This is a genomic window from Microbacterium halotolerans (assembly GCF_003569805.1).
GTDB lineage: Bacteria > Actinomycetota > Actinomycetes > Actinomycetales > Microbacteriaceae > Microbacterium > Microbacterium halotolerans.
In genome coordinates this window covers 1,699,513-1,718,564 of record NZ_KZ984051.1, presented here as the reverse complement: position 1 = coordinate 1,718,564, position 19,052 = coordinate 1,699,513, and the positions used below count along the sequence as shown (strand labels likewise).

General features: G+C 65.8%; 29 protein-coding genes. 5 read left to right on the top strand and 24 right to left on the bottom strand.

Annotated elements, in window-relative coordinates:
- Positions 1-30: 30 nt before the first annotated feature.
- Positions 31-528 (top strand): hypothetical protein, encoded by a 498-nt coding sequence (locus tag DZG09_RS07945; RefSeq protein WP_119697062.1) that lies wholly within the window; start codon positions 31-33, stop codon positions 526-528.
- On the opposite strand, the gene DZG09_RS07940 is transcribed toward DZG09_RS07945, so the two are convergent.
- Positions 525-779: a hypothetical protein gene (locus DZG09_RS07940; protein ID WP_119697061.1), complete on the bottom strand. Its 255-nt coding sequence runs from the start codon at positions 777-779 to the stop codon at positions 525-527. The two genes, DZG09_RS07945 and DZG09_RS07940, sit on opposite strands and share 4 nt — an antisense overlap.
- 47 nt (positions 780-826) lie before the next feature.
- Between DZG09_RS07940 and DZG09_RS07935 the strand changes: the two genes are divergently transcribed.
- The 3 genes from DZG09_RS07935 to DZG09_RS07925 are packed head-to-tail and all read left to right on the top strand — an operon-like array spanning position 827 to position 2,052.
- Positions 827-1,012 carry a hypothetical protein gene (locus DZG09_RS07935; RefSeq protein ID WP_119697060.1) on the top strand — a complete coding sequence of 62 codons (186 nt, stop codon included), beginning with the start codon at positions 827-829 and terminating at the stop codon, positions 1,010-1,012.
- 32 nt (positions 1,013-1,044) lie between these two features.
- The gene (locus DZG09_RS07930; protein ID WP_119697059.1) at positions 1,045-1,764 is read left to right on the top strand and encodes an SOS response-associated peptidase; all 720 of its coding nucleotides are present in this window, start codon (positions 1,045-1,047) and stop codon (positions 1,762-1,764) included.
- 9 nt (positions 1,765-1,773) lie between these two features.
- The gene (locus DZG09_RS07925; protein ID WP_119697058.1) at positions 1,774-2,052 is read left to right on the top strand and encodes a hypothetical protein; all 279 of its coding nucleotides are present in this window, start codon (positions 1,774-1,776) and stop codon (positions 2,050-2,052) included.
- Positions 2,053-2,104: 52 nt separating this feature from the next.
- On the opposite strand, the gene DZG09_RS07920 is transcribed toward DZG09_RS07925, so the two are convergent.
- Positions 2,105-2,515, bottom strand: a complete 411-nt coding sequence (locus tag DZG09_RS07920) for a hypothetical protein (protein WP_119697057.1) — start codon at positions 2,513-2,515, stop codon at positions 2,105-2,107.
- A gap of 2 nt (positions 2,516-2,517) precedes the next feature.
- Positions 2,518-2,982 carry a hypothetical protein gene (locus tag DZG09_RS07915; protein ID WP_162893228.1) on the bottom strand — a complete coding sequence of 155 codons (465 nt, stop codon included), beginning with the start codon at positions 2,980-2,982 and terminating at the stop codon, positions 2,518-2,520.
- A 111-nt stretch (positions 2,983-3,093) separates the two neighbouring features.
- Here DZG09_RS07915 and DZG09_RS16570 point away from each other — a divergent pair, with 111 nt between their 5' ends.
- Positions 3,094-3,261, top strand: a complete 168-nt coding sequence (locus DZG09_RS16570; protein WP_162893227.1) for a hypothetical protein — start codon at positions 3,094-3,096, stop codon at positions 3,259-3,261.
- Positions 3,262-3,350: 89 nt separating this feature from the next.
- Here DZG09_RS16570 and DZG09_RS07910 read toward each other — a convergent pair whose 3' ends face one another.
- From DZG09_RS07910 to DZG09_RS07810, 21 genes are all read right to left on the bottom strand, one after another.
- On the bottom strand, positions 3,351-3,686 hold the full coding sequence (locus DZG09_RS07910) for a hypothetical protein (RefSeq protein WP_119697055.1): 336 nt from the start codon (positions 3,684-3,686) through the stop codon (positions 3,351-3,353).
- Positions 3,686-3,988 carry a hypothetical protein gene (locus tag DZG09_RS07905; protein WP_119697054.1) on the bottom strand — a complete coding sequence of 101 codons (303 nt, stop codon included), beginning with the start codon at positions 3,986-3,988 and terminating at the stop codon, positions 3,686-3,688. Before DZG09_RS07905 ends, DZG09_RS07910 begins: the two co-directional genes overlap by 1 nt.
- 3 nt (positions 3,989-3,991) lie before the next feature.
- Positions 3,992-4,423: a hypothetical protein gene (locus DZG09_RS07900; protein ID WP_162893226.1), complete on the bottom strand. Its 432-nt coding sequence runs from the start codon at positions 4,421-4,423 to the stop codon at positions 3,992-3,994.
- A gap of 138 nt (positions 4,424-4,561) precedes the next feature.
- A complete protein-coding gene (locus tag DZG09_RS07895) occupies positions 4,562-5,563 on the bottom strand; it encodes a GH25 family lysozyme (RefSeq protein WP_119697052.1) in 1,002 nt (333 codons plus the stop codon).
- Between the two features lie 66 nt (positions 5,564-5,629).
- Positions 5,630-6,952 carry a fibronectin type III domain-containing protein gene (locus tag DZG09_RS07890; RefSeq protein WP_119697051.1) on the bottom strand — a complete coding sequence of 441 codons (1,323 nt, stop codon included), beginning with the start codon at positions 6,950-6,952 and terminating at the stop codon, positions 5,630-5,632.
- A 13-nt stretch (positions 6,953-6,965) separates the two neighbouring features.
- Positions 6,966-7,502 carry a hypothetical protein gene (locus DZG09_RS07885; RefSeq protein ID WP_119697050.1) on the bottom strand — a complete coding sequence of 179 codons (537 nt, stop codon included), beginning with the start codon at positions 7,500-7,502 and terminating at the stop codon, positions 6,966-6,968.
- The gene (locus DZG09_RS07880) at positions 7,502-7,780 is read right to left on the bottom strand and encodes a hypothetical protein (protein WP_119697049.1); all 279 of its coding nucleotides are present in this window, start codon (positions 7,778-7,780) and stop codon (positions 7,502-7,504) included. Before DZG09_RS07880 ends, DZG09_RS07885 begins: the two co-directional genes overlap by 1 nt.
- Before the next feature lie 13 nt (positions 7,781-7,793).
- Positions 7,794-9,755 carry a Gp37-like protein gene (locus tag DZG09_RS07875; protein WP_119697048.1) on the bottom strand — a complete coding sequence of 654 codons (1,962 nt, stop codon included), beginning with the start codon at positions 9,753-9,755 and terminating at the stop codon, positions 7,794-7,796.
- Complete coding sequence (locus tag DZG09_RS07870; RefSeq protein ID WP_119697047.1) at positions 9,752-10,606, bottom strand: phage tail family protein; 855 nt, start codon at positions 10,604-10,606, stop codon at positions 9,752-9,754. The genes DZG09_RS07875 and DZG09_RS07870 overlap by 4 nt, the downstream gene beginning before the upstream one ends.
- Positions 10,603-13,704 carry a tape measure protein gene (locus DZG09_RS07865; RefSeq protein WP_119697046.1) on the bottom strand — a complete coding sequence of 1,034 codons (3,102 nt, stop codon included), beginning with the start codon at positions 13,702-13,704 and terminating at the stop codon, positions 10,603-10,605. Before DZG09_RS07865 ends, DZG09_RS07870 begins: the two co-directional genes overlap by 4 nt.
- 37 nt (positions 13,705-13,741) lie before the next feature.
- Entirely contained in the window at positions 13,742-14,140 is a 399-nt protein-coding gene (locus DZG09_RS07860) for a hypothetical protein (RefSeq protein WP_119697045.1), read from the bottom strand.
- 5 nt (positions 14,141-14,145) lie between these two features.
- The gene (locus DZG09_RS07855) at positions 14,146-14,514 is read right to left on the bottom strand and encodes a hypothetical protein (RefSeq protein ID WP_119697044.1); all 369 of its coding nucleotides are present in this window, start codon (positions 14,512-14,514) and stop codon (positions 14,146-14,148) included.
- 145 nt (positions 14,515-14,659) lie between these two features.
- Entirely contained in the window at positions 14,660-15,235 is a 576-nt protein-coding gene (locus DZG09_RS07850; protein ID WP_119697043.1) for a phage tail tube protein, read from the bottom strand.
- 84 nt (positions 15,236-15,319) lie between these two features.
- The gene (locus DZG09_RS07845) at positions 15,320-15,691 is read right to left on the bottom strand and encodes a hypothetical protein (protein ID WP_119697042.1); all 372 of its coding nucleotides are present in this window, start codon (positions 15,689-15,691) and stop codon (positions 15,320-15,322) included.
- The gene (locus tag DZG09_RS07840; RefSeq protein ID WP_162893224.1) at positions 15,688-15,963 is read right to left on the bottom strand and encodes a hypothetical protein; all 276 of its coding nucleotides are present in this window, start codon (positions 15,961-15,963) and stop codon (positions 15,688-15,690) included. Before DZG09_RS07840 ends, DZG09_RS07845 begins: the two co-directional genes overlap by 4 nt.
- A 22-nt stretch (positions 15,964-15,985) precedes the next feature.
- Positions 15,986-16,321: a hypothetical protein gene (locus DZG09_RS07835; RefSeq protein WP_119697040.1), complete on the bottom strand. Its 336-nt coding sequence runs from the start codon at positions 16,319-16,321 to the stop codon at positions 15,986-15,988.
- Complete coding sequence (locus tag DZG09_RS07830; protein WP_119697039.1) at positions 16,318-16,731, bottom strand: Gp19/Gp15/Gp42 family protein; 414 nt, start codon at positions 16,729-16,731, stop codon at positions 16,318-16,320. Before DZG09_RS07830 ends, DZG09_RS07835 begins: the two co-directional genes overlap by 4 nt.
- 18 nt (positions 16,732-16,749) lie before the next feature.
- Positions 16,750-17,181: a hypothetical protein gene (locus DZG09_RS07825; RefSeq protein ID WP_162893223.1), complete on the bottom strand. Its 432-nt coding sequence runs from the start codon at positions 17,179-17,181 to the stop codon at positions 16,750-16,752.
- Positions 17,178-17,375 carry a hypothetical protein gene (locus DZG09_RS07820; protein WP_119697037.1) on the bottom strand — a complete coding sequence of 66 codons (198 nt, stop codon included), beginning with the start codon at positions 17,373-17,375 and terminating at the stop codon, positions 17,178-17,180. The genes DZG09_RS07825 and DZG09_RS07820 overlap by 4 nt, the downstream gene beginning before the upstream one ends.
- Before the next feature lie 2 nt (positions 17,376-17,377).
- On the bottom strand, positions 17,378-18,364 hold the full coding sequence (locus DZG09_RS07815) for an SU10 major capsid protein (RefSeq protein ID WP_119697036.1): 987 nt from the start codon (positions 18,362-18,364) through the stop codon (positions 17,378-17,380).
- A 19-nt stretch (positions 18,365-18,383) separates the two neighbouring features.
- Positions 18,384-18,980 carry a hypothetical protein gene (locus tag DZG09_RS07810; protein WP_119697035.1) on the bottom strand — a complete coding sequence of 199 codons (597 nt, stop codon included), beginning with the start codon at positions 18,978-18,980 and terminating at the stop codon, positions 18,384-18,386.
- Between the last annotated feature and the right edge of the window lie 72 nt (positions 18,981-19,052).

Sequence of the window (19,052 nt, the reverse complement as noted above, 5' to 3'; positions counted from 1 at the left end):
ATATGCTCGCGTCGAGACGAAGGGAACACCATGAGCAAGAAGACACACACCACGCTCTTCGGGAAGCTGACCGACAACACGTCCAGCATCCTCCGCTACTCCGACGAGGAACGCACCTACGAGATCTTCACGCCCTGGAAGAACGGCAAGTCCCAGTTCACCCTGAAGCGGGACGTTGACACAGTCCCCTACGACGATCTCACGGCCTACGCAACGGGCGTCGAAGGCGACACCAAGCACAAGTCCGGTCTCGGTCGAGCCGCCGGCCTCGGCATCCTCTTCGGCGGCGCCGGCGCGATCGTGGGCGCCATCACAGGTCGACGCGAGTACGAACGCGTGCAGCAGATCACACTCGCCCTCCGCACCTCCTCCGGCGACGAGTACCAGATCCCCATCTTCTACGCGATGAAGGGCGAAAAGGCGACCTCATCGAGCATCACCACTGCCCTCGAGAAGCTCAAGCAGATCGCCGAGAAGCTCGAAGCGACCGGAGCCAGCCTCGACGAAAACTGGACCACAAAGATCTAGCGCCCGCGCGGCTCGTTCGGCCCGCCCTGGTGGCCGAGGCTCGACACGTACGCGGCATACGCCCGCTCGACTGCGACTTTGAGTGACGTCGCCCACCCGAGCACCTTCCCTGCCCACTCGACCCGATAGCGCGGACCGACCTCCGTGCGGCGCAACTCGATCACTGCCTGCGGCTTGCCGAGCGTGTCATACAGCGTCCACACGCCGGGCTCGTGCTCGACCGTCTGGAAGATCGGATGCCACCTCTCCATGCCCCGCAGAGTACGCGCGAGCACCGACACTCGATAGGCTCACCCCCATGATCGGAGAGGACGGGCTCGACGACGGCGCCCAACCCATCTGCCCCGCCTGCGGTGTGACCATGCATCCCGAGGGTGAGGGTGACGAGTGCCGGGAGTGCGGGTACCGGATCGAGTGGCCGGCAGGTGAGCATCCCGGTGACGGTGAGGGGATCGTCGACCTCGACGACTGGCGCTGGCGGTAGCCACGCTGTCGCGTGCCGCTTACGCTGGCAGCATGTGCGGCAGATTCGCTCTCGACGACAAGGTCAACACGGCCATCACCGAATTCGTTGAGCAGACCGGCCGGCGCCCAGACGAATGGTCGCCGGACTGGGAAGCACGATGGAACATCGCCCCGACCGAGAACGTCGCCGTCCTCATCGACTCACCCAAGACCCGGGATCTGCGGTTCGAGCAGGCACGGTGGTCGCTCGTGCCGCCCTGGTCCGACAGCCTGAAGCTGAAGTTCCCCACGTTCAACGCGCGCACGGAAGGGATCGCTAACAAGTCGACGTGGGCGAAGCCGGTCAAGAGCACCCGCGCGATCGTCCTCGCATCTGGGTACTACGAATGGACCGGTGAGAAGGGCAGCAAACAGCCCTGGTGGATCTCCCCCGCCGATGGTCTGATCGGGTTCGCCGGCCTCTACTCATGGTGGCGAGACCAAAGCAAAGCTGACGACGATCCCGACCGGTGGGTACTGACGACCACGATCCTCACCTGCCCGACCATCGGGCATCTCGCCGACATCCACGACCGCAATCCCGTCACGCTCCCGCAAGAGATGTGGGAGCACTGGCTCGACCCCACCATCGTCGGAGACCAAGCGCTCGTCGACGAAGCAGTCGACGCACATGCAGGCGAAGCGCGCGGGCTCACGTTCCACGAGGTCGCACCGTTCAAAGTCGGCGACGACGGACCGGAGCTGACGGCCCGTGTCCGAGGGGCGGAATAGACTCGATCGGTGCCCTACATCGTGATGATCCGCCCGACCGAAACAGTGCCACTCGAAGTACCGGAAGCGGAATCGTACGCCGACATCGAAGCAGGACTCCGCGCACAGGTACCTGAGGGATACACACTCGCCGACATTCGCGTGTCCCAACCTCGTGGCACGAGCTACATGGTCGGCACAGGCACCGCACAGAAGGCAGAGATCCGCGAGATCACCGTCGAACGTCGCGACCAGCTGCAGGCCAGCATCCCCGAGGGGTGGCAGGCCCTCAGCATCCGCCCGGCGTAGACACAACGAGAGCGCCCCTCCCAGCCGAAGCCAGAAGGGGCGCTAGCTGAGGTCACGCGAACGCGACGTCTCGCGGTTGGCTGAGCGATGCGCGCCTGGTCTCAGGCTCGAGCTTTGATGGGATACGGATGCCTTCAGGCCGCTGGCCAAGATAGTCGAGGAGCATGCCCACAGTTGCGTTCGGGCTCGGCCGCTCGGTACCGGTCATGTCGTCGGCACCATCGCTGCCCAGCGCACAACGCTCGTCGATCACGACGAACATCCGTACGTGTGATTCCCCCCGAGTAAACACCGTTGCGCTACCGCCGACGGCCTGCACCCGCTGCATAAGAACTGACGCGCGCTCGTCGTCCAGAGCGACGACGACGGGCATTTCACCTTGCGTGTCCGTCACGTCGATCGGGATGTCGTGAACCGCGATGTTGAAGATAACCTGTGCTCTGAACTCATCGAGGTTGTTCATGATCACTCCTCGGGCTCCATGTCTCGGATCATACTCGCAACCGCAGTGGCCTTGTGTACCGCCACGCTTAGGGCGTCCTTAACGTCGCCAACGACGTCCAGTCTGTGCAGGCTATCAGGTTCTCCAGAGTGTCTCCCCTCGATGACAACGTGCCCGTGGCAGTGCCCATGACGACAATCGATCTCGTAGACGTGCGGTTCCTCCGTCGCATCCCACGACGTGAGAACCACTGCGAGGAAGAAATCTACAAGCCTCCCACCCTGCTTCCACTGACGGACCGCGATCTTGATAGTTGCAGAGCCATCAACAGGCAGGTAGAAGTGCTTCTCGTCAGTTGCGGACCGATCTGGAGGCACGTACCGGCCTTGCTCGCCAGCAACATCCTCCAGGGACCGCGCGTTCTTTTCCTTGGCATCGCGTCGAGCTTGACGATCAGCGCTCTTGCTGAACTTCCCGTTGCGGCCCACGTGCCAACGATACCCGGGGACGACAGACCAAAAGCGCCCCGGTCACTCTCCCGTAGGAGAGCGCCGGGCGCTCGGTGGTGTCAGAGCCCGCGACTCCGGTACGGTGCCAGGATGGCAATTCCCAGCTTGGCTATCGTCTGGTTTCTCGTGTGGTTGGTCGGGATCGCGATCTGCCTGCTCATCCTGTGGTTCGTGATCTACACGGCGGTCCGGGCAGCGTTGCGCTCGGACCGGGAACGGGCCGAGCGGGAGCAGCATCCGACTCGATACGGTCAGTAGACACAGCGAAAGCGCCCCGGCAGCCCTCCGAAGAGGGCGCCGGGGCGCAGTTCTGCCGTGAATATATACCAGATTTTATACCGGCAGGGTCACTCGTCAGAGCGGTTCTCGTGCACGACTACCGTGCGCGAGCTCTTCCGCTCGACTGCGGCCGCGCCGGCCTCGCGCGTCACAAGCGCGTAGCTGGCCTGCACAACCACGATCGCGAGCAGCACCAGTGCCGGCCACTCCGGCACGACGTCGCCCGTGTACACGTAGTAGAACGCCATCACCACCGCGGCGAGGACGATGGCGACGATGATCGCGACGATCTTCTTCGTGGTCGCGGACCAGGACGGTCGGTTGATGAGAGCGATCGCGTAGGGGGCGATCAGCGACAGCAGGGTGAGGATCCCCGCAGGGACCGTGGGAAGTGTGATGTCCATCAGGACTCCTTCGTGTCAGTGGATCTCGTATCGGTACTCGTGTAGGGCGGGAACTTCGGGATCGTGGTCGGGTCGACGCAGGGCGCGGCGATCAGCAGCCGAGTGAGATGGGAAGCGTGCTCCTCGACCTTTCGTCGGCGTGATGCTTCTCGGTCCACGCGTCGCCACGCGCGGTCGACCTCGTCGCGGCGTTTGTTCCCGCGATTGGACATCTTGTCGAGCCCGCGCTCGACAAGCTTGATGAGGATCGCTCCGATACCCCCGGCGCCGAGGAGGGAGGAGATGATTGCGGCCAGCTCCATCGCTTAACCCCGCCGTGGCTCGTAGCTGTACTCCCTGATGAGGAGCCCCCGCAGGGCAAACGGCGCGGAAGCGATGACGATGATGCCGAGCTGCGTCAGTCGCGACGCTCCCGACGACATGCCCTGCCAGTGCAGCACCGCGACCACCGACAGGTAGATCGCCAGGCCCAAGAGCACCGGGGCGATACCGAGGAGCCTCTCAGCCCACCACCAGCCCGGCAGGACCGTCACCGCACCGACGAGACCGCCGAGAATGAACAGGCCCGACCAGATCGCAGTCAGCTGCGCCCCGAGCGGTCCCTCGATGGACTGCGGCGGCATCAGCCATGTCGCCACGCCCGTGCCCGTCGTCACCACGTAGACGACGAAGTACGCGACCTTCAAATGCCGCGGCTCGGTGATCGCGTCCCACAACCGTCGTATCCGAAACAACATCAACCGCCACCTCCCCAGAGCACCGTGAGCGCTGCCGCAACGACCGCAGCCCCCCACAGCAGGCCGGTCACGGTGAGGACCGCCACGAGGCCGCATAGGCCCGTGACGATCCCCACCGTGCGTACTGCGCGGCGCATGTCAGAAGGTGCCCTTGTTGAGCCGCTTCTGCAGCGCCTTCACCGCCGGTGATCCGCCCTTGCTGAGGATCCCGTCGGTCGTCGTGCCGAGGTAGTCCTGCAGCGCCCAGATCGTGCGCGTCTTGCCCGCCGCCGTAGCGACGTTCGGGCCGATGCCGAGCCCGTCGACGGCGAGTTTGCGGCCGTCCCAGTCGCGTGCGCCCGACTCGTTGAGGTGGCGCTGCACTGCCTTCACCAGCACGGATGGCTTCGAGATCAGTCCATCGGCGGGCGTGCCCATGACCTTCTGCCAGCGGCCGATCGTGGCCGGGCCGAGTAGCCCGTCCACAGCCAGCGTCTTGACGCTCGGCTTCGGTGTGGGCTTCGGCGTGGACGGCTTCGAGTCGATCTTGTCCCCGGTCGCGTAGGCGTGCCAGGTATCCACGTCGCCATGGAAGATGTTCAGGTCGAGCGGGCCAGAGTAGCCCGGCAGGTGACCGCGGTCCGTGTACTGGTGGACCGCCGCGAACGGCCACACGCCAGTCATCGGGTCGGGCGGTGTGCTGAAACTCCCCGACGTGCGGTTGTTCCAGTGCGCCGTCCACAGGCCGAAATCAGCCTCGACGAGCTGGCGCATGTCCGAGGACGAGAGCGCCGAACCGAACGAGTAGAGCAGCGGCTTCACACCGGTCAGGTCGCATACGCGATCCATGAACTCGAATGCGCCGTCTCCGCCCCAAGTGGTCAGGCCGTTCGCTTCCAGATCGAGGACGAGGATGCCCTCGCCGACGTATCCCTTCACGTTCTTCACGAAGAATTCCGCCTGCTGGCGTGGTGATCCCGGACGGGCGAAATGGTAGACGCCGTACTGCTTGCCGCGCTTGCGCGCATGCTGGACCTGCGGGTCGCAGCTGCCGGTCACGGCGAGGTTCTCGCTCGCCTTCACGATCGCGAAGTCGTAGTCGACGAGCCCCGTGATGTCGTTCGGCTGCCAACCGCTCACATCGATACCGTTCAAGGTCATGATTCCCTCCAAAGGGCATAGAGAAAGCCCCACCGGTCGGTGAGGCTCGAGAGTGTGTGATCGAGATCAGCGAGTGACGGTCCACCCGCCGGAGCCATCCGGAACGTATGGGACGGCGATCTGCCACCCCGACCCGTCAGATGCGTGCGCGGGCGCCGAATGCCATGAGTCGCCGTCCGACGCCCACCCGCCGGCGAGGATCTGCACCTCCACGTGGACCGACCACGGGCCAGCCTGGTCCTCGTTGCGGGCACGCACCCGAACCCACCGGTCAGCCCCATGCGGCGCGCCATTCGACGAGTCCCGCAGCAGCGGCGACGACACGTCCTCATAGAGGAATAGATCGGTGGTGAAAGCCTCGTCGGCGGCGTTCTCGACGTCGTACCCGATGATCGGCTTGCCGCCGTCGCTGGACGGTGCCAGCCACGTGGCGCGCAGCTCGCCCGGTGCAGGCGACGTCGCAGACAGAGACCGTGGAGAAGTCGGTGCTTCTGCCTGCATCGTGACCGACCGCCACGACGACCACGGGCCGATCTCGTCCTCATTTCGAGCACGCACACGGTAGCGATTCTCGGCGCCCGGCGAGCGCGTCGACACGTAGTCGCGGTCGGAGGGGGACACCCAGCCCGAGGTGCCGCCATTGTCGTACGCGTTCACCTGGTATCCGGTGATCGGCTTCCCTCCGTCAGAAGATGGGGGTGCCCAGGCGATGAGAGCTTGGCCGGCGGACGGAGATGACACCACTACGCTCGTGGGCGCAGACGGCGCCGCTGCTTTCGTGGTCACCGTTCGCCACGACGACCAGTCCCCAGTTGCGTCGCCGTTCCTCGCGCGGACACGGAATCGGTACGTCGATCCGGGTGTGTACGACCCTGACCAGGAGCCTGACGAGGTCGATGCGATACCGCCACCTTCACGCTGGATCTGATACCCAGTGACATAGCCCGATGGCTTCGCCCACGACAGGCGAACCGTTCCCGTTGAGGGCGACGAGATCGACGGGTTCGGAGTACCCGGAGCCGGATACGGGATTCGCGGCAGATACAGCGACGCGGTGTGCTGCGTGTCGATCGATCCGTAGTCCAGGCGCATCCGGATCGTGCGACGCGTTGCCGCACGGTGATACACGAGAATGTCGTACGGGCCGCCGCGCCAGCCGCCGCCGCCTTGAGGAAGGAATGGATCCCGCGACACAGTGTGGAACGTGCCTTCGCCGTCCATCGACCCGATCTGACGGCCCGACCCGTAGAAGTTCGACGAGCCCGAATATTCCGCCTCGAGATAGCAGCGGACACGGGTGTACCCCGACCCGGAGCTACTCCCGACGACCGTCGCTTCCATTCGGAACGTCACATAGGGGCTCGATTTGTTGACGGTGATCGTCACCATGGCAGGACCTCCGTCACGTCAGGAACGACAGAAACGCCGCCGCCGGATCCGGATGCTGCGCCCCGATGTGAATCCCGAACGACTTCATCAACTCGATGCCCCACCACGCCCGTCGATCCGTGAGATGCGACGGCCCGATCGTGACCTGCCCATCGGCAAGCGCGATGTCAGCAAGGGGGAACTCGAAGAGGTCGTCCTCGGTCTGGTCAAGCGTCGGCGGCGAAGCCACGCCCGCGACGCCCTTCTTCACCGCCGGAGTGATCGACTGCACCGCCCCATACTCCATTCGGAGAATCACCGTGTCGACGCGCACGCTCGTCGCGGCATCGATCACGAGCTCCACAGGCGCGTCCATAGCGAACCGGTGCCCGCGGACGAACGCCTCGCCAGGCTGCAACTCGACACGCAGCCCCGAACTGTTTGCGACGACCTCGAGGCCAGGCTGGCCGGGATAGCCGACCACCGAGCTCGGGAACAGATGCCGAAACATGGCGCTGAACTCGGCATCCGTGGTCTCTCCATCCACGAACGGATAGCTGCGCTCTGCCATCAGACCGTCTCCTCTGCGATCAGCGCCTGCACAGCGGACAAGATCACCGCGTCCGTGACGCAGCCCTGGTCCTTGCCAGGCTCGTAGCCCTCGATGGCCGCGTTGGTGACGAGCGCCGACGCCCACGATGCTGCCCATCCAGGTTGAGCGGCCAGCTTCCAGCGGTGATCGATCGCCCACTGGTCGGGTCGGTCGATACCCTCCAGCGCCGCACACGCGGCGACCCGGGCGCGCAGCCACGGGTCGTCCTTCATCGTCGCGATGTCGAGATAAGTCATGTGATGCCCTTCGTCATGTCATGAAAACGACGCTGGATGTGGACACGCCACCCCAGGTGGTGCCCGAAAGCTGGAGCACGCCGCCGGTGCCATCTGCGCGCACGACGAGGAAGCCCTGGTAGCCCGCTCGCTGAGCCAGGCCGGTTCGCGTTGCCCCGACCGGCCAGAACTCGGGCGGCAGACCTGAGAAGCAGTTCGTCGTGGAATTTCCAGAAGGAAAGTCTCCCGAGAGGGTCGCGGTGATCTCGGCCGTCCCGTTGGGGAGCCGGTAGCCGGTGAGCGTGCCCGAGAAGCCGTTCCCGGTGTCGATGTAGCTCGACAGGTCGACCTCTTCCAGACGAGAACCATCCGGCTCCCAGTCCGTCCAGAGACTCATCGACGAGAGGTACCGCACCCAGAGCGTTGAACTCTCGGCCCCGGCGCGGCGAGCCTCCTGGAAGATGACCGGCAGGCCGCTGACGAAGCTCTGCCTGACCCGGAGCGTGAGGACCGTCGAACCAGGAGGCCCGTTCACCGCAGCCGAACCGGCCCAGTAGTCACCGGGAACGACCGCCTCGTCCAGATCGGTGACCTCGAGCGGAGCACCGGCTCGATACCAGTCGCCCCACACGCCATCCGGGCGCCGGACACGCCGCCACGACGTCGTCACCAACGCGTCATCAGCCGGGATCACCGCCTCCTGCACCAGCCGGTCGTCCCCGGCGAGCACGACCAGCACGAACGCATCCTCAACCGGCGTATTCGCCGCAGACGCGTTCACCCACCACAAGCCGGGTTCGTCCGCGTCGTCACAGTCGTCGACCATGCGAACGGATAGCCCCGTGACGTTGCGTTCGAGGTTCGACACGCGAGAGGACACGTCGGCGAGCCCAGCATCGACGCCAGACTCCCAGTCAACGGCGATGTCGTTCCCGATCGTCACACCGACGAACACACCCTCCGTCTGAACAGCGATCGCGGCCGCATGCACGCGCGCAGGGATCTCCTCGTCGCCGCGCACAGCCGTGATCCACGTGCCGACGCTCCAATCCGTGCCATACGTGCCGGCGACGTCATCCGACGGAACCAGCTTCAACGACCTGGTCGTCTCCCCACCCTCGGCGAGCGCGGCTTCTGCGACATCCGCGAGCTCGGTGGTGTCGTCGGTCTGGCGCTGGTCGGCGAAGGTCTCTATCCGGCGGCCCCATTCGTCTTCGGCGGCAGGGGCGGAGCGGGTGATGATCGTGCGCCCGGTGCCTTCGCCTTGTCCTGCGACAACGGGGAACGTGACGGTGGGGGCAGCGAGGCCAGCTTCGATCTCAGAGAGCTGCTCGTTGTCGAGGTCGAGGCGGATGTCATATCGCCGGTCGTCGCTCTCGCCAGTCACGAACTGGAGCTGGTCGCCGGTCTGAATGATGTCGAACCAGAGGTTCGTGCCCGCGGTGATTTCCTGCAACAGCTCGAGCAGATTCTGGAACCGAGGCGACTTCTGGACGATCGGACCCCGTCCGAGATCCGGCCCCATTGTGAGGTTCGCGCGTCGCCTCGCGCCTGGCGCAAGAGGGCCAATATTCGCCGTAACGTATTCGTGCAGCAGTGTCTCGGCAGGGCCCGTGCGGATGTCGTTCGCGCGAGTCTGCGCGGCGAAGTCCTCTACCTCCGGGGAAGGTACGGCGAGCGCGTCGGCGATGTGGACGAGGTCGGTGCTGCCCGTAAACGTCCAGCCCGCGGCGGGCTGCTCGGCGGTGCGCTTCTCGACCGCGCTCGTCATCGGGCCGGACAGGATCGTGCCGCCCGGCCCGGTGACGATGACGCCAGCTCCGGGCGTGCTGATGGTGTCGACCAGCCCGTGGTCTCCGGGGAGCGTGAGCTGCCACGCCCCCGGAGCACGGAACGCGGGCGAGAACACGTCACCCGGAAGATCGATCGCATCGATCATGCCGACACGCGTCAGCGTCTTGTCGCGGACCTCTACGGTCAGGTCGGAGATCTTCACAGGATGAGTTCCCTCCGCACTTGGTAGTAACCGGCGACCGACGATTCCGGCGTCGCGGCAGTCATGCTGATCGTGGCGCGCGACGTCCCCGGCTGAAGGCGAGGGAACTTCGGCGCCGTGCCAAGCAGCGCGTATCGGTTGGCGCCGGTCTGATCAGTCACAGACCAGGTGCGGTTCCGGTACTCGACCGTGATGACCTCGCCCACGTCGAGCGGGTCCGTCAACGTGAATCCGGCGCCGTCCACATCGACCGAGACGGGGCCGCCCGGCCCGGTGATCACCCACGTGACCGGCGACTCGACGTCTCCGGTGTTCAGGATGTTGATCTCACCGAACGCGTTCGAGTGGGACACGTGCAGCTCGGCGAGATCCGGGAGGAGACCCTCGCTGCTCTCAACCCTGATCGGGCCGATCTGCCGCGAGCGCTCCGACACCCAATACGGGGCGCCGCAACGCACCTCGAGTGCCCAATCCAGTTCCGTGGCACCTTCGTACGGGAGACCGTCTTCACCGCCGCCCACGCGGATGAACGGCAGCTTGTACCGTTCTCCGTTCGTGAGGGTGACCACGAACACCGGCTTCGCCGCGGCCCGCGTCACACGGCGCAGCTGCTCCGCGAACTCGCGCACCTCGTCCGACGATTGACCGAGAATCGTCACCGGCAGAGTCGCGTCACGCATGCCAGCGCGGACCGAACGCAGCCGCCCGCCACCCGCGGGAGACTCCTCCCACTCGGTGAGGTCCGGCGGAATGCCCAGCCCGGCCGGCCCAGGGGCGAAGACGACACCGTTCGTTCCGAACGACGGCAACTCCATGCTCCCCCGGGCCGACTCGATGGCGAGACGGATCATGCGACTCCCTCCATCACGGACCGCACCACGCCACGCTGGGCGCGCAGGCTGCGCGCCGCGTTCATGATCTGCGTCGACAGCGGCGTGCCCCGCTCCGGGACGAGCGTGGCGTGCACATGCACGTCACCACCGCCCAAGCCCCGTTTCAGGGCCGCCGATTCCTCCGGGTCCAGCACCGCTTCAGGACGCCCCGACCGGTTCACTGCGATCTGACCGTGCGGCAACCAGCCGCCCTGGTCATACAGGCGCGGCATGACACCGCCCTCGTTCATCGCCAGGTGGATATGGTCGTAGTGCTGCGCCTTCACCGCCGGCGACCAGCCCGCGAACGGGCTGCCGTGCGACAGCTGCCGGATGCCCGCCGGAGTGTAGATCAACTCCGTCGCATTCGGGAACAAGCCTCGCACGACGTCGAACGTGTTCATCGACGCCGGCCCCACGTCGATCGCACGGCCGAGCCCGTGATAGGACTGGCCGCCGCCAACCGTGCGCGCCCCGGGACGATACGAGCTGTTCAACGTCGCGGACGGCAGCGCTGCCTGCACCATGTTCCACATGGCTTTCCAGCCCATACCGGCAGTCCCGCCGCCCGCGGCCTGACCGCCACCAGCGAAGAACTCCTTCACCTTCTCGCCAAGGCCGGTCGCGATGTTCCACGGGAGCCGCCCCGCTGTCTGCAACCACATGTTGTTGTCGTCGCCGAGCAGCGGCTTCACAATGCCGTCGATAATGTGCGACTTCACCGCGCCAACCGGATCCGAGACGAACTCGAACGCGACCTTCGCAGCATTCTTGATGTTGTCGAGAACGTCACCGGCAAAGCCCGTCGTGGCGTTCCACGCGTCTGATGCCCAGCCCCAGACACCGCCGTCCGCGAACGCCCGACCATTCCGCGCCGCCGCGTTGAGCCGGTCCACACCGGCCTTCCCACCCACGGCCCGAGTGAACTCGGGACGCATGATCGCCTCGCCGCCGCTGAGCGCGAGACGGCCCGCCGTCGGCGAGTAGAAGTCATGCACATCACGACCCGGCGTGTACCCAGGCATGACACCACCTGAAGCGAACGCAATTTCCTTCGCCGCCGGGAGCTTCATGTCGTCCAGACCGAGCTCGTCGACGATGCCGTTCCAGAAACTGCGGAGCCCCTTGTTCCAGATCGTTTCGAGCACGAAGTTGATCGGCACCGCGGCGGCCTTCTTGATGGCCTTCCACGTCTTCTCGATCGCCTTCGCGCCGACCTCGAATCCCTTTGCGAGTAGGTCGATGCCCTTCTCGAACGGCTTGAAGACGTGCTGTTTCACCCACTTCCATCCGGCCTCGAGCGCATCGGTCACGCCGTCCCAGGCTGGCTTGATGTAGTCCCGGTACGCGATCCGGAACGCGAGCCCGAGGAAGTCGAGCCGCTCGGAGATCCACCCGATCACCGGCTTGATCACGTTCACCCAGATCGAGTTGAAGATCCTCCCGATCTGATCGAACGTCGGTTTCACCGCGTTCGTCCACAGCCACATCACGACGTCGCCCCAGAACCGGAAGTATCCGACGATGAAGTCGATGATCGGTTTCACGATCGTGTTCCAGATCCAGCCGAATACCTTCCCGATCTGGTCGAAGGCAGGCTGAACCGCGTTCGTCCACAGCCATGAGATGACCGCTCCCCAGAACCGGATGCTGTTCACAATCGCGTCGATGATCGGCTTGATCATCGACGTCCAGATCCAGGTGAAGAGATCACCGATCGCGGTGAACGCGGGCTGCAGTGCGTGCTCCCACAGCCACGTAGCTGCGGTTCCGATCCCGTCGAGCGCTGCCGCGATTCCGATCCCGGCGGGCTGAAGCACGTTCTGCCACAGCCACATCGCGATGTCACCGATCGCGGTGAACGCGGGCTGCAGGATGGTCTCCCACAGCCACGTCGTGGCCGCGCCGATCGCTTTCATCACGTTCTGCCAGATCTCGCGCCCGAGCTCCGTCTGTGTGAAGAACCACGTGAGCCCTGCCACCACCGCGGCAATCGCCGTGACGATCAGTCCGAGCGGATTCGCTTTCATCGCAGCGTTGAACGCGAGCTGGACGCCCTTCGCGATCTCCGTCGCTGTCGTCCAGAGCTTGATCGCGCCCGTCCATGTACCCCACGCCAGTGCGGCCGCTCCGATTCCGACGGCGAGCGGGCCGATCCAGTCCGAGTTGGAGCGGACCCAGTCGATGCCGCGACCGATGGCAACGAACGCGGTCGAGATGACCTCGCTCGCGGTCTGGAACCCGGCGACGATCTGGGGCTGGAACTTCTGGATCAGGTCGGCGAGCCCGCGCGTGATCGCGGTCTGCAGGTTCTGCCCGCTCGTCGCGATGCCGTCCGTGGCGGACCGTGCCTGATCCGAGAACGATGCATAGCCCTTCAGACCCTTGTTGTTGAGGTCGAGGATCGCGCCGTTGAAGTCGTCGAAGGTGACTTCTCCCGACTTGAGCGCCTCGTAGAGGTCGTTCTGGCCGGCTTCCGCGCCGAGCAGCGACTGCGACAATTGGTCCACCTGGCCCGGCATGGCCGCGACGATGGACCGCCACGCGGCCATGTCGACCTTCCCGACAGACAGCATCTGCGTGTACTGCTCCATCGCGTTCGACTGGTACTCGGTGGACTTGCCACCGGCCAGCAACGCATTGTTCAGGGCGAGCGACAGGTCCGTTGCCTGGTCAAGACCACCGGTGAGCGGGGCGAGCTGCTGCACCGTGCCAGCCATGCCGTCGAGCGTCGTCGGCAGCCCCTTCAGCCCATCCGACATCTTCTGCACTGAGGCACGCGCGTCGTCGGCGGAGTAGCCGAGGTTCGACATCACCTTCGGGAAGTTGTTCAGCGTGTCCACGCGGCCCACGGCGCCGTTCCAGGCGCTCATCACCGCCTGGATGCCCTTCGTAGTCACCGCCGCTACGGCGCCGCCGACAGCCCCGGCGAGCGCGGTTCCCATGGACTTGCCGCCGCCGGTGATGCTGTTCTTGACATCGGAGCCGCCGAGGGCTTTCTTGATGTTCCCGGCGACGCCGGGCATCTGTGCGTGGAGTGCGACGTAGGCGTTCGCGACTTCGATGGTGCTGGCCATGATGCCCCCTCCGGCAGAACGGCCCCCGCCGATCGAGTCAGGCGGAGGCCGTTCTGTTCTTGATGCGTTCCTGGCGGCGCTTCCACGCGAGCGCCTTCGCGTCGGTCGCTGCGGTGCGTTGCTGCTTCGCGCCGGGCGGGTCTGGTAGCGGGATCGGGTCGGGCTTCGCGCCGCGGCCGCCGCTGGAGGCCCATGCGATGAGCCGCTCGGTGTGCTCGAGCTCTCGTGTCATGGCTGCCTCGGTCGACAACGCAGGCATACCGCCGACCGCTCTGGCGAGCGCCGTGCCGGCGGGGAGCCATTCGACGAGGTCTGCGACCTCGCCTGGTGTGCGAGGTGGCTGGGTGCGGCCTCCAGCGTCTGGGAGGAGGCGGAGGCCGTACTCGGCTTGCAGTGATGCCCGGAGAGCGTCCTCGTGGCGCTCGAGGACGCTCACCAGGCTCAGGAGTTTGGGTTGAGCGCCCCGAAGATGCCGTTCACGAAGTCAATGCCTCGACTGATCGTGACGCGGCCAGTGGCCGGGTCGCGCAGCTCCGCGATGACGCGTCGATACTCGGTCTCGCCGACGAGGCGTCGCAAGATCGACGGGAACGCCGTCGGATCCTCTTCAGCTCTCGCGGTACGGAAGTCATCGAGGATCTCGAAGTCGTCCATCGCCTCGTCAGGGACCTCGAGGGTGATCCCCTCCACGGTCACGCGGTGCCCGGGCACGACACGCTTGTCGTCGCCTTCGCCGAGCGTGATCTCGACCTTCTCCGGTGCTTTCGGCTTGCGGTCCTGTGGTTTCTTCGCTGCTGCTGGTGTTGCCATTGGGATGACCCCCTTCGTTGTGACCCCGATGGATGGTGAGGTGGGCGGGGTCGGGGGTCAGAGACCCCGCCCACCGGTCGTTGACGCCGTCAGGCGTACTCCGGGAAAGTCCCCGGGCCGGGATAGAGCTCCGAGCCGGGGACCGTTAAGGGACCTCCGGGTCCTCCTCGTCCCCTTCCGCGGCAGTCGTGAAGTGGTCGTACTCGCCGATGATCTCGCCCGACATCGGGTAGCCCGCGATGTCCGCGTTCGTCATCGTCCGGTCGCCCGTAGGGATCACCTCGAACGTCTCGATCACCCACCGCTCCTGCACGGAGTCGTTGTCTTCGTCGAAGAAATCGAGGACCGCGGCGACGCGTGTGATCTTCTGGCCCGGGCCCCGGCGCGTCTGCCGGACACCACCAGCAACCTCGGTCGACTTCTCGTCGTACCGCAGCCGCTGCGTCATCGCCTTCGTCTCGAGGGCAGTGAACGCAATCGTCGTGCCGCCCTCCGAGACCTTCGTTCGGATGACGCCGTTGCCCTGGTGGCCGCGCTTCTTCTCCGCCGAGCCCGTCGCGGTCTCGGTCACACCATCGGTGTGCAGCCAGCCGACGTCCTCAAAGGCCGGGGCGAGCTCCTCATCGATCGTTGTTGGCAGCAGCGTCCCCAAGGGCGCCAGATGGACCGCATCGGCGTCGCCACCGTAGATGCGGGCGTTGTCAGGGTTCAGGTCGTTCATGGACCTCTTCTCCTTCCGTATCCCGCCCCACGGCGGGCATGAGAAAGCCCCAGGAGGGTTCTCCTGGGGCAGGTTGATGTTCAGTTATCGTCGAGCCGCGCGCACGGTCAGCTGTATCGAGAAGCGATAGCGCGGCGTCTCGCTCTCCGGATCTGGGTTCCAGTGCAGCCCCGACACCTCGAGGACGCCCCGGACCTGGGGCAGCTCGCCGAGCCGCCCCAGCAGTAGTGTGCGTACCTGTCCGGCAAGTTCTGACGCACGAGCCTTCGAGGGGGCCCACGTATCGACCGTGACCATAGGACGGTCGACAACGCGGTTCATCGCGGCGCCGCCGTTGCGCCACAGGCACACGAACTCGCCCGGCCGGTCGGACGGCACCTGCGTCACGAACTGGACCGTTGAGGCACGTGCCTCGAGGAAATCCAGCAGCAAAGCCTCGACATCAGGGAAGGTCACGACATGCTCCGCACCTGTGCGACGGCACGCTCGAGCACTGCATGCTTCTTCTGCGCGCGCATCGCCCGTGCGGACCCGGTCTGGACGAACCCGCGAGACGTCCACTTGTGAGGCTTTCGCTCGTACTCGAAGTCGCCGGATGCTTCCGGTGCCGCAGCTGCAGCCGCATCCGCGATGCGTTCACCCGTCCGGTCGACGAGCTTCTGCACCGGCTCGGACTTGAGCACCTTGTTGATCCCGCTCATCTTGAGCCGGACTCGTACGTCACCCATGCTCTGCTCTGCTCCGTTCCGGCTACCCGTCAGCGCGGTCCACTTCGACAGGCATCCACCACTCGGTCGGGGTGTTCTCCGCCGTGTACGGCTGAGGGTCACCGATCACCTTGCACGGCTTGCCACCGCGGACGCGGATGCGTGCACCACGGAGCGACTTCGCGTAGGGCTTCGGGAAGTGCAGATTCCACGCGACCACCGTCCCTGCCGGGCGATCGACGTCGGGGATGTCCGCGCGTGCTCCGGGAGCGACAAGCACGTTCTCGACCGTCTCGGGCACCCAGTCCACGATCGGGACGTTGTGCGCGTCCTCCCCGATGGTCTGCTTGCGCTCGACGACTATCTTTTCGCCCTTCATCGCGGCACGTCCGGGATCAGGTCAACGTTCCCCGCACGCGGCCGCCCGCACCCGAGAAGCCGCTTCTGCTTCTTCGTCAGATACAGGTCACCGACTGGGTTCACGAACTGCGTCGTCTCCTGGTATGGGCCGGCGGCCATCTGCTGCGATGTGACGCCGATACCGCCAGGAGACGCACCGGCAGACTGGATCATCTCGCACACCACGTCAGCGGCGACGTCCGGATCCAGCCCGGCCGGGTCCTCTGGATCAGCGACGTACTTCGCGATCCGGGCATCGATCCCGGGGCACTCGCGCCGCACATACCGAGATGCGCGGGCGAGCTCCTCGACGAGACGTGCGGCGACGCGAGACGGGGGATCCCCGAAGTTCTGCGTGAAGTACTCTTCATCAGCGAACGGAACAGCCATCAGGAATCCCCCTCCTCGTCACTCGGTGTCGTCCGACTCGTCGTCGTCCTCGTCGTCCTCGTCTTCGGCGAGGAGCGCCTCCACACGGGTGCGGATGTCGTCGCGCTTCTCCGAAGCGTCGACCTCGAGGCCGATCTTGGCGGCGAACGCCGCCCAGTCGTCGCGCGACGCGTTGCCCGCCGGCGGCGACAGCTCGGCGGTGTCGTCACCGTCAGACTGGTCACCCGTGGACTGGTCACCCTCGGGCTCCGCACCGACGGCACCAGTCTGCTCCGGGACCGTCGCGGCCGGCGGCGCAGCACTGGTGTCCTCGACGACGCCGAACTCGGCGAGACGCCGCATCCGCTCGTCGTGCTTGTCGTCGACCGTGACCGCACCACCGACGAACTGGACGCCGATATCCGCGACCCGGAGACTCTTGAGCTTCGGGCTCAGGAACCTACCCATCATGCACCTCCTGCTTCGAGGGCTTCGACGCGCGACACGATGTCGTCCCACTCCGCAGGCGTCGGCGACGCCGACTCCTCCGTCGTGAGCCTCGAGTCGACATCGGCGATACCCTGCTCGATGTTGTTGAGGGACGCGGCATCGATCGGTGTGCCACCGGCCTCACCGTCCTGCCACGTCCTCGGGGTGTAAACCACGATCAGGCCCCCTCGGTGAGCATGATCTTGCCGTGCTTGCGCTCGTTGCCGTACTTAAGGCCGATCTCGCCGTAGATCTGCACCTCGTCGCTGGCACCCGTCTTCGCGAGCGGCTCCGCGAAGAAGTGGCCCTTGCCGGGGATCTCCAGGAACCTCGGCGCGAGGTCCTCGAGCGAGACGACCGAGAGCTGGTTGGTCGGCATGTACCGATCCAGCATCAGGTTCACTCGACCGAAGTCCGTCTCGATCGTCTGCAGGCTCACGCCACCGACGTTGCGGGACTCCTCCTGCCGGCCAGCGTCCTTGATGAAGATCTTCGTCAGCGCACGCTTCAGCCCCGCGTTCGTGAGCAGGGTGCGCGTCTCCGACTCCTGGATGCCGCCCGACTCCCAGACCTGCTGCATCAGGTCAAGCACGACGTCTTCGGTCAGCGCCGTCGCCGGAACCGTGCCCGCAGCGTACTCCGCGGTCACGACGTTGGTCGCGGTCGCCTCGAGCAGACCACGCGTCCGACGAGGCGTCAGGTTGTCGTCCGGGTTCTGGAAGATCCCCGTTATGAACGTCTTCTCGACGTCCCGCGCGATCTGCTTGAACTGCTGTGCCAGCTGCCACGCCAGCTCGCTCGCAGGGATCGACGTCGAACCGATCGTGACGACCGGGTCGCCGTCCGTGTTCCGCTGCTTCGTCGTGCCCTGGCGCGTGTACGAGATCTCGACCTTCTCCTGATGGATCTCGAGCACATTCGACTCGCGGTAGCGAGTACGGCTTTCACCATCAGGAGCGGGCGCGCCCTCGAGTCGCTGGCGACCGTCGTCCGCGTCGCGCAGATCGTAGCCCTGCCACTCCGTCAGCGTCGAACCAGTGGACTCGCCACCAGTCAGACCACCGATCGCGGAGAGCAGCGGAGTGTCTTCCGGCGACGCTGCGAACAGCTCGCCGACGTACTGGGGAAGGTTGAAGGTCGTCCCCATACCAGTGATACCGGGCATGATGCCCCTTTCTGTGTCGTCAGCCGCCGAGCTGAACAGCCTTCAGCGCAGCGACAAGTTCTGTGTTTCCCGCGGCCTCGGCGGCCGCGATCTGCTCTGGGAGAGACACGTTCCCCGGCGTCGCCGGCGTCTTCCCAACCGTCGGAACCGGACGAGCCGGATCCGGAGTCGGCGCCGATGCGGCGAGCGCGCCCTTGAGGTCGTTGGCGTGCGCCTCGATCTCCTCGCGGGTGCTGCCACGGAGCAGGTTCGCGGGAACGCCGGTGGTCTCGGAGACCTCGCCCGCCCACTTCTGTACCTGCTCCCGCTGCCGGTAGGAGGTGTTCTCCTTCTCGAGCTGCGCGATCCGCTCAGCGGTCTTCTGCTCTTCGGTCTTCTGCGCATCCTCGAATTCCTTGAGGCGCCGTGCGGCTTCCTCGTTCGCGCGCGCGAGTTCGCGGTTCTCCTTCGCTCGCTTCTCCCATTTGCGGGCTTCCGCCTTGTAGTCGGTCTCGGCCGGCTGGGGCGTCTCACCGGGCTTCTCGCCGTCGGCGCCCTGTGCAGGGTCCGACGCGGTCGGCTCGGCAGGCTTCTCGCTGATGGGGGTTTCTCCGTGCGGAGTGGTGTCGGTGGCCATGCGGCGCTCCTTCGTGATGGGTAGTGCCCGTGCGGGCAGGACGTGCCCGGCCACGAAGGGCGGGCATGAAGA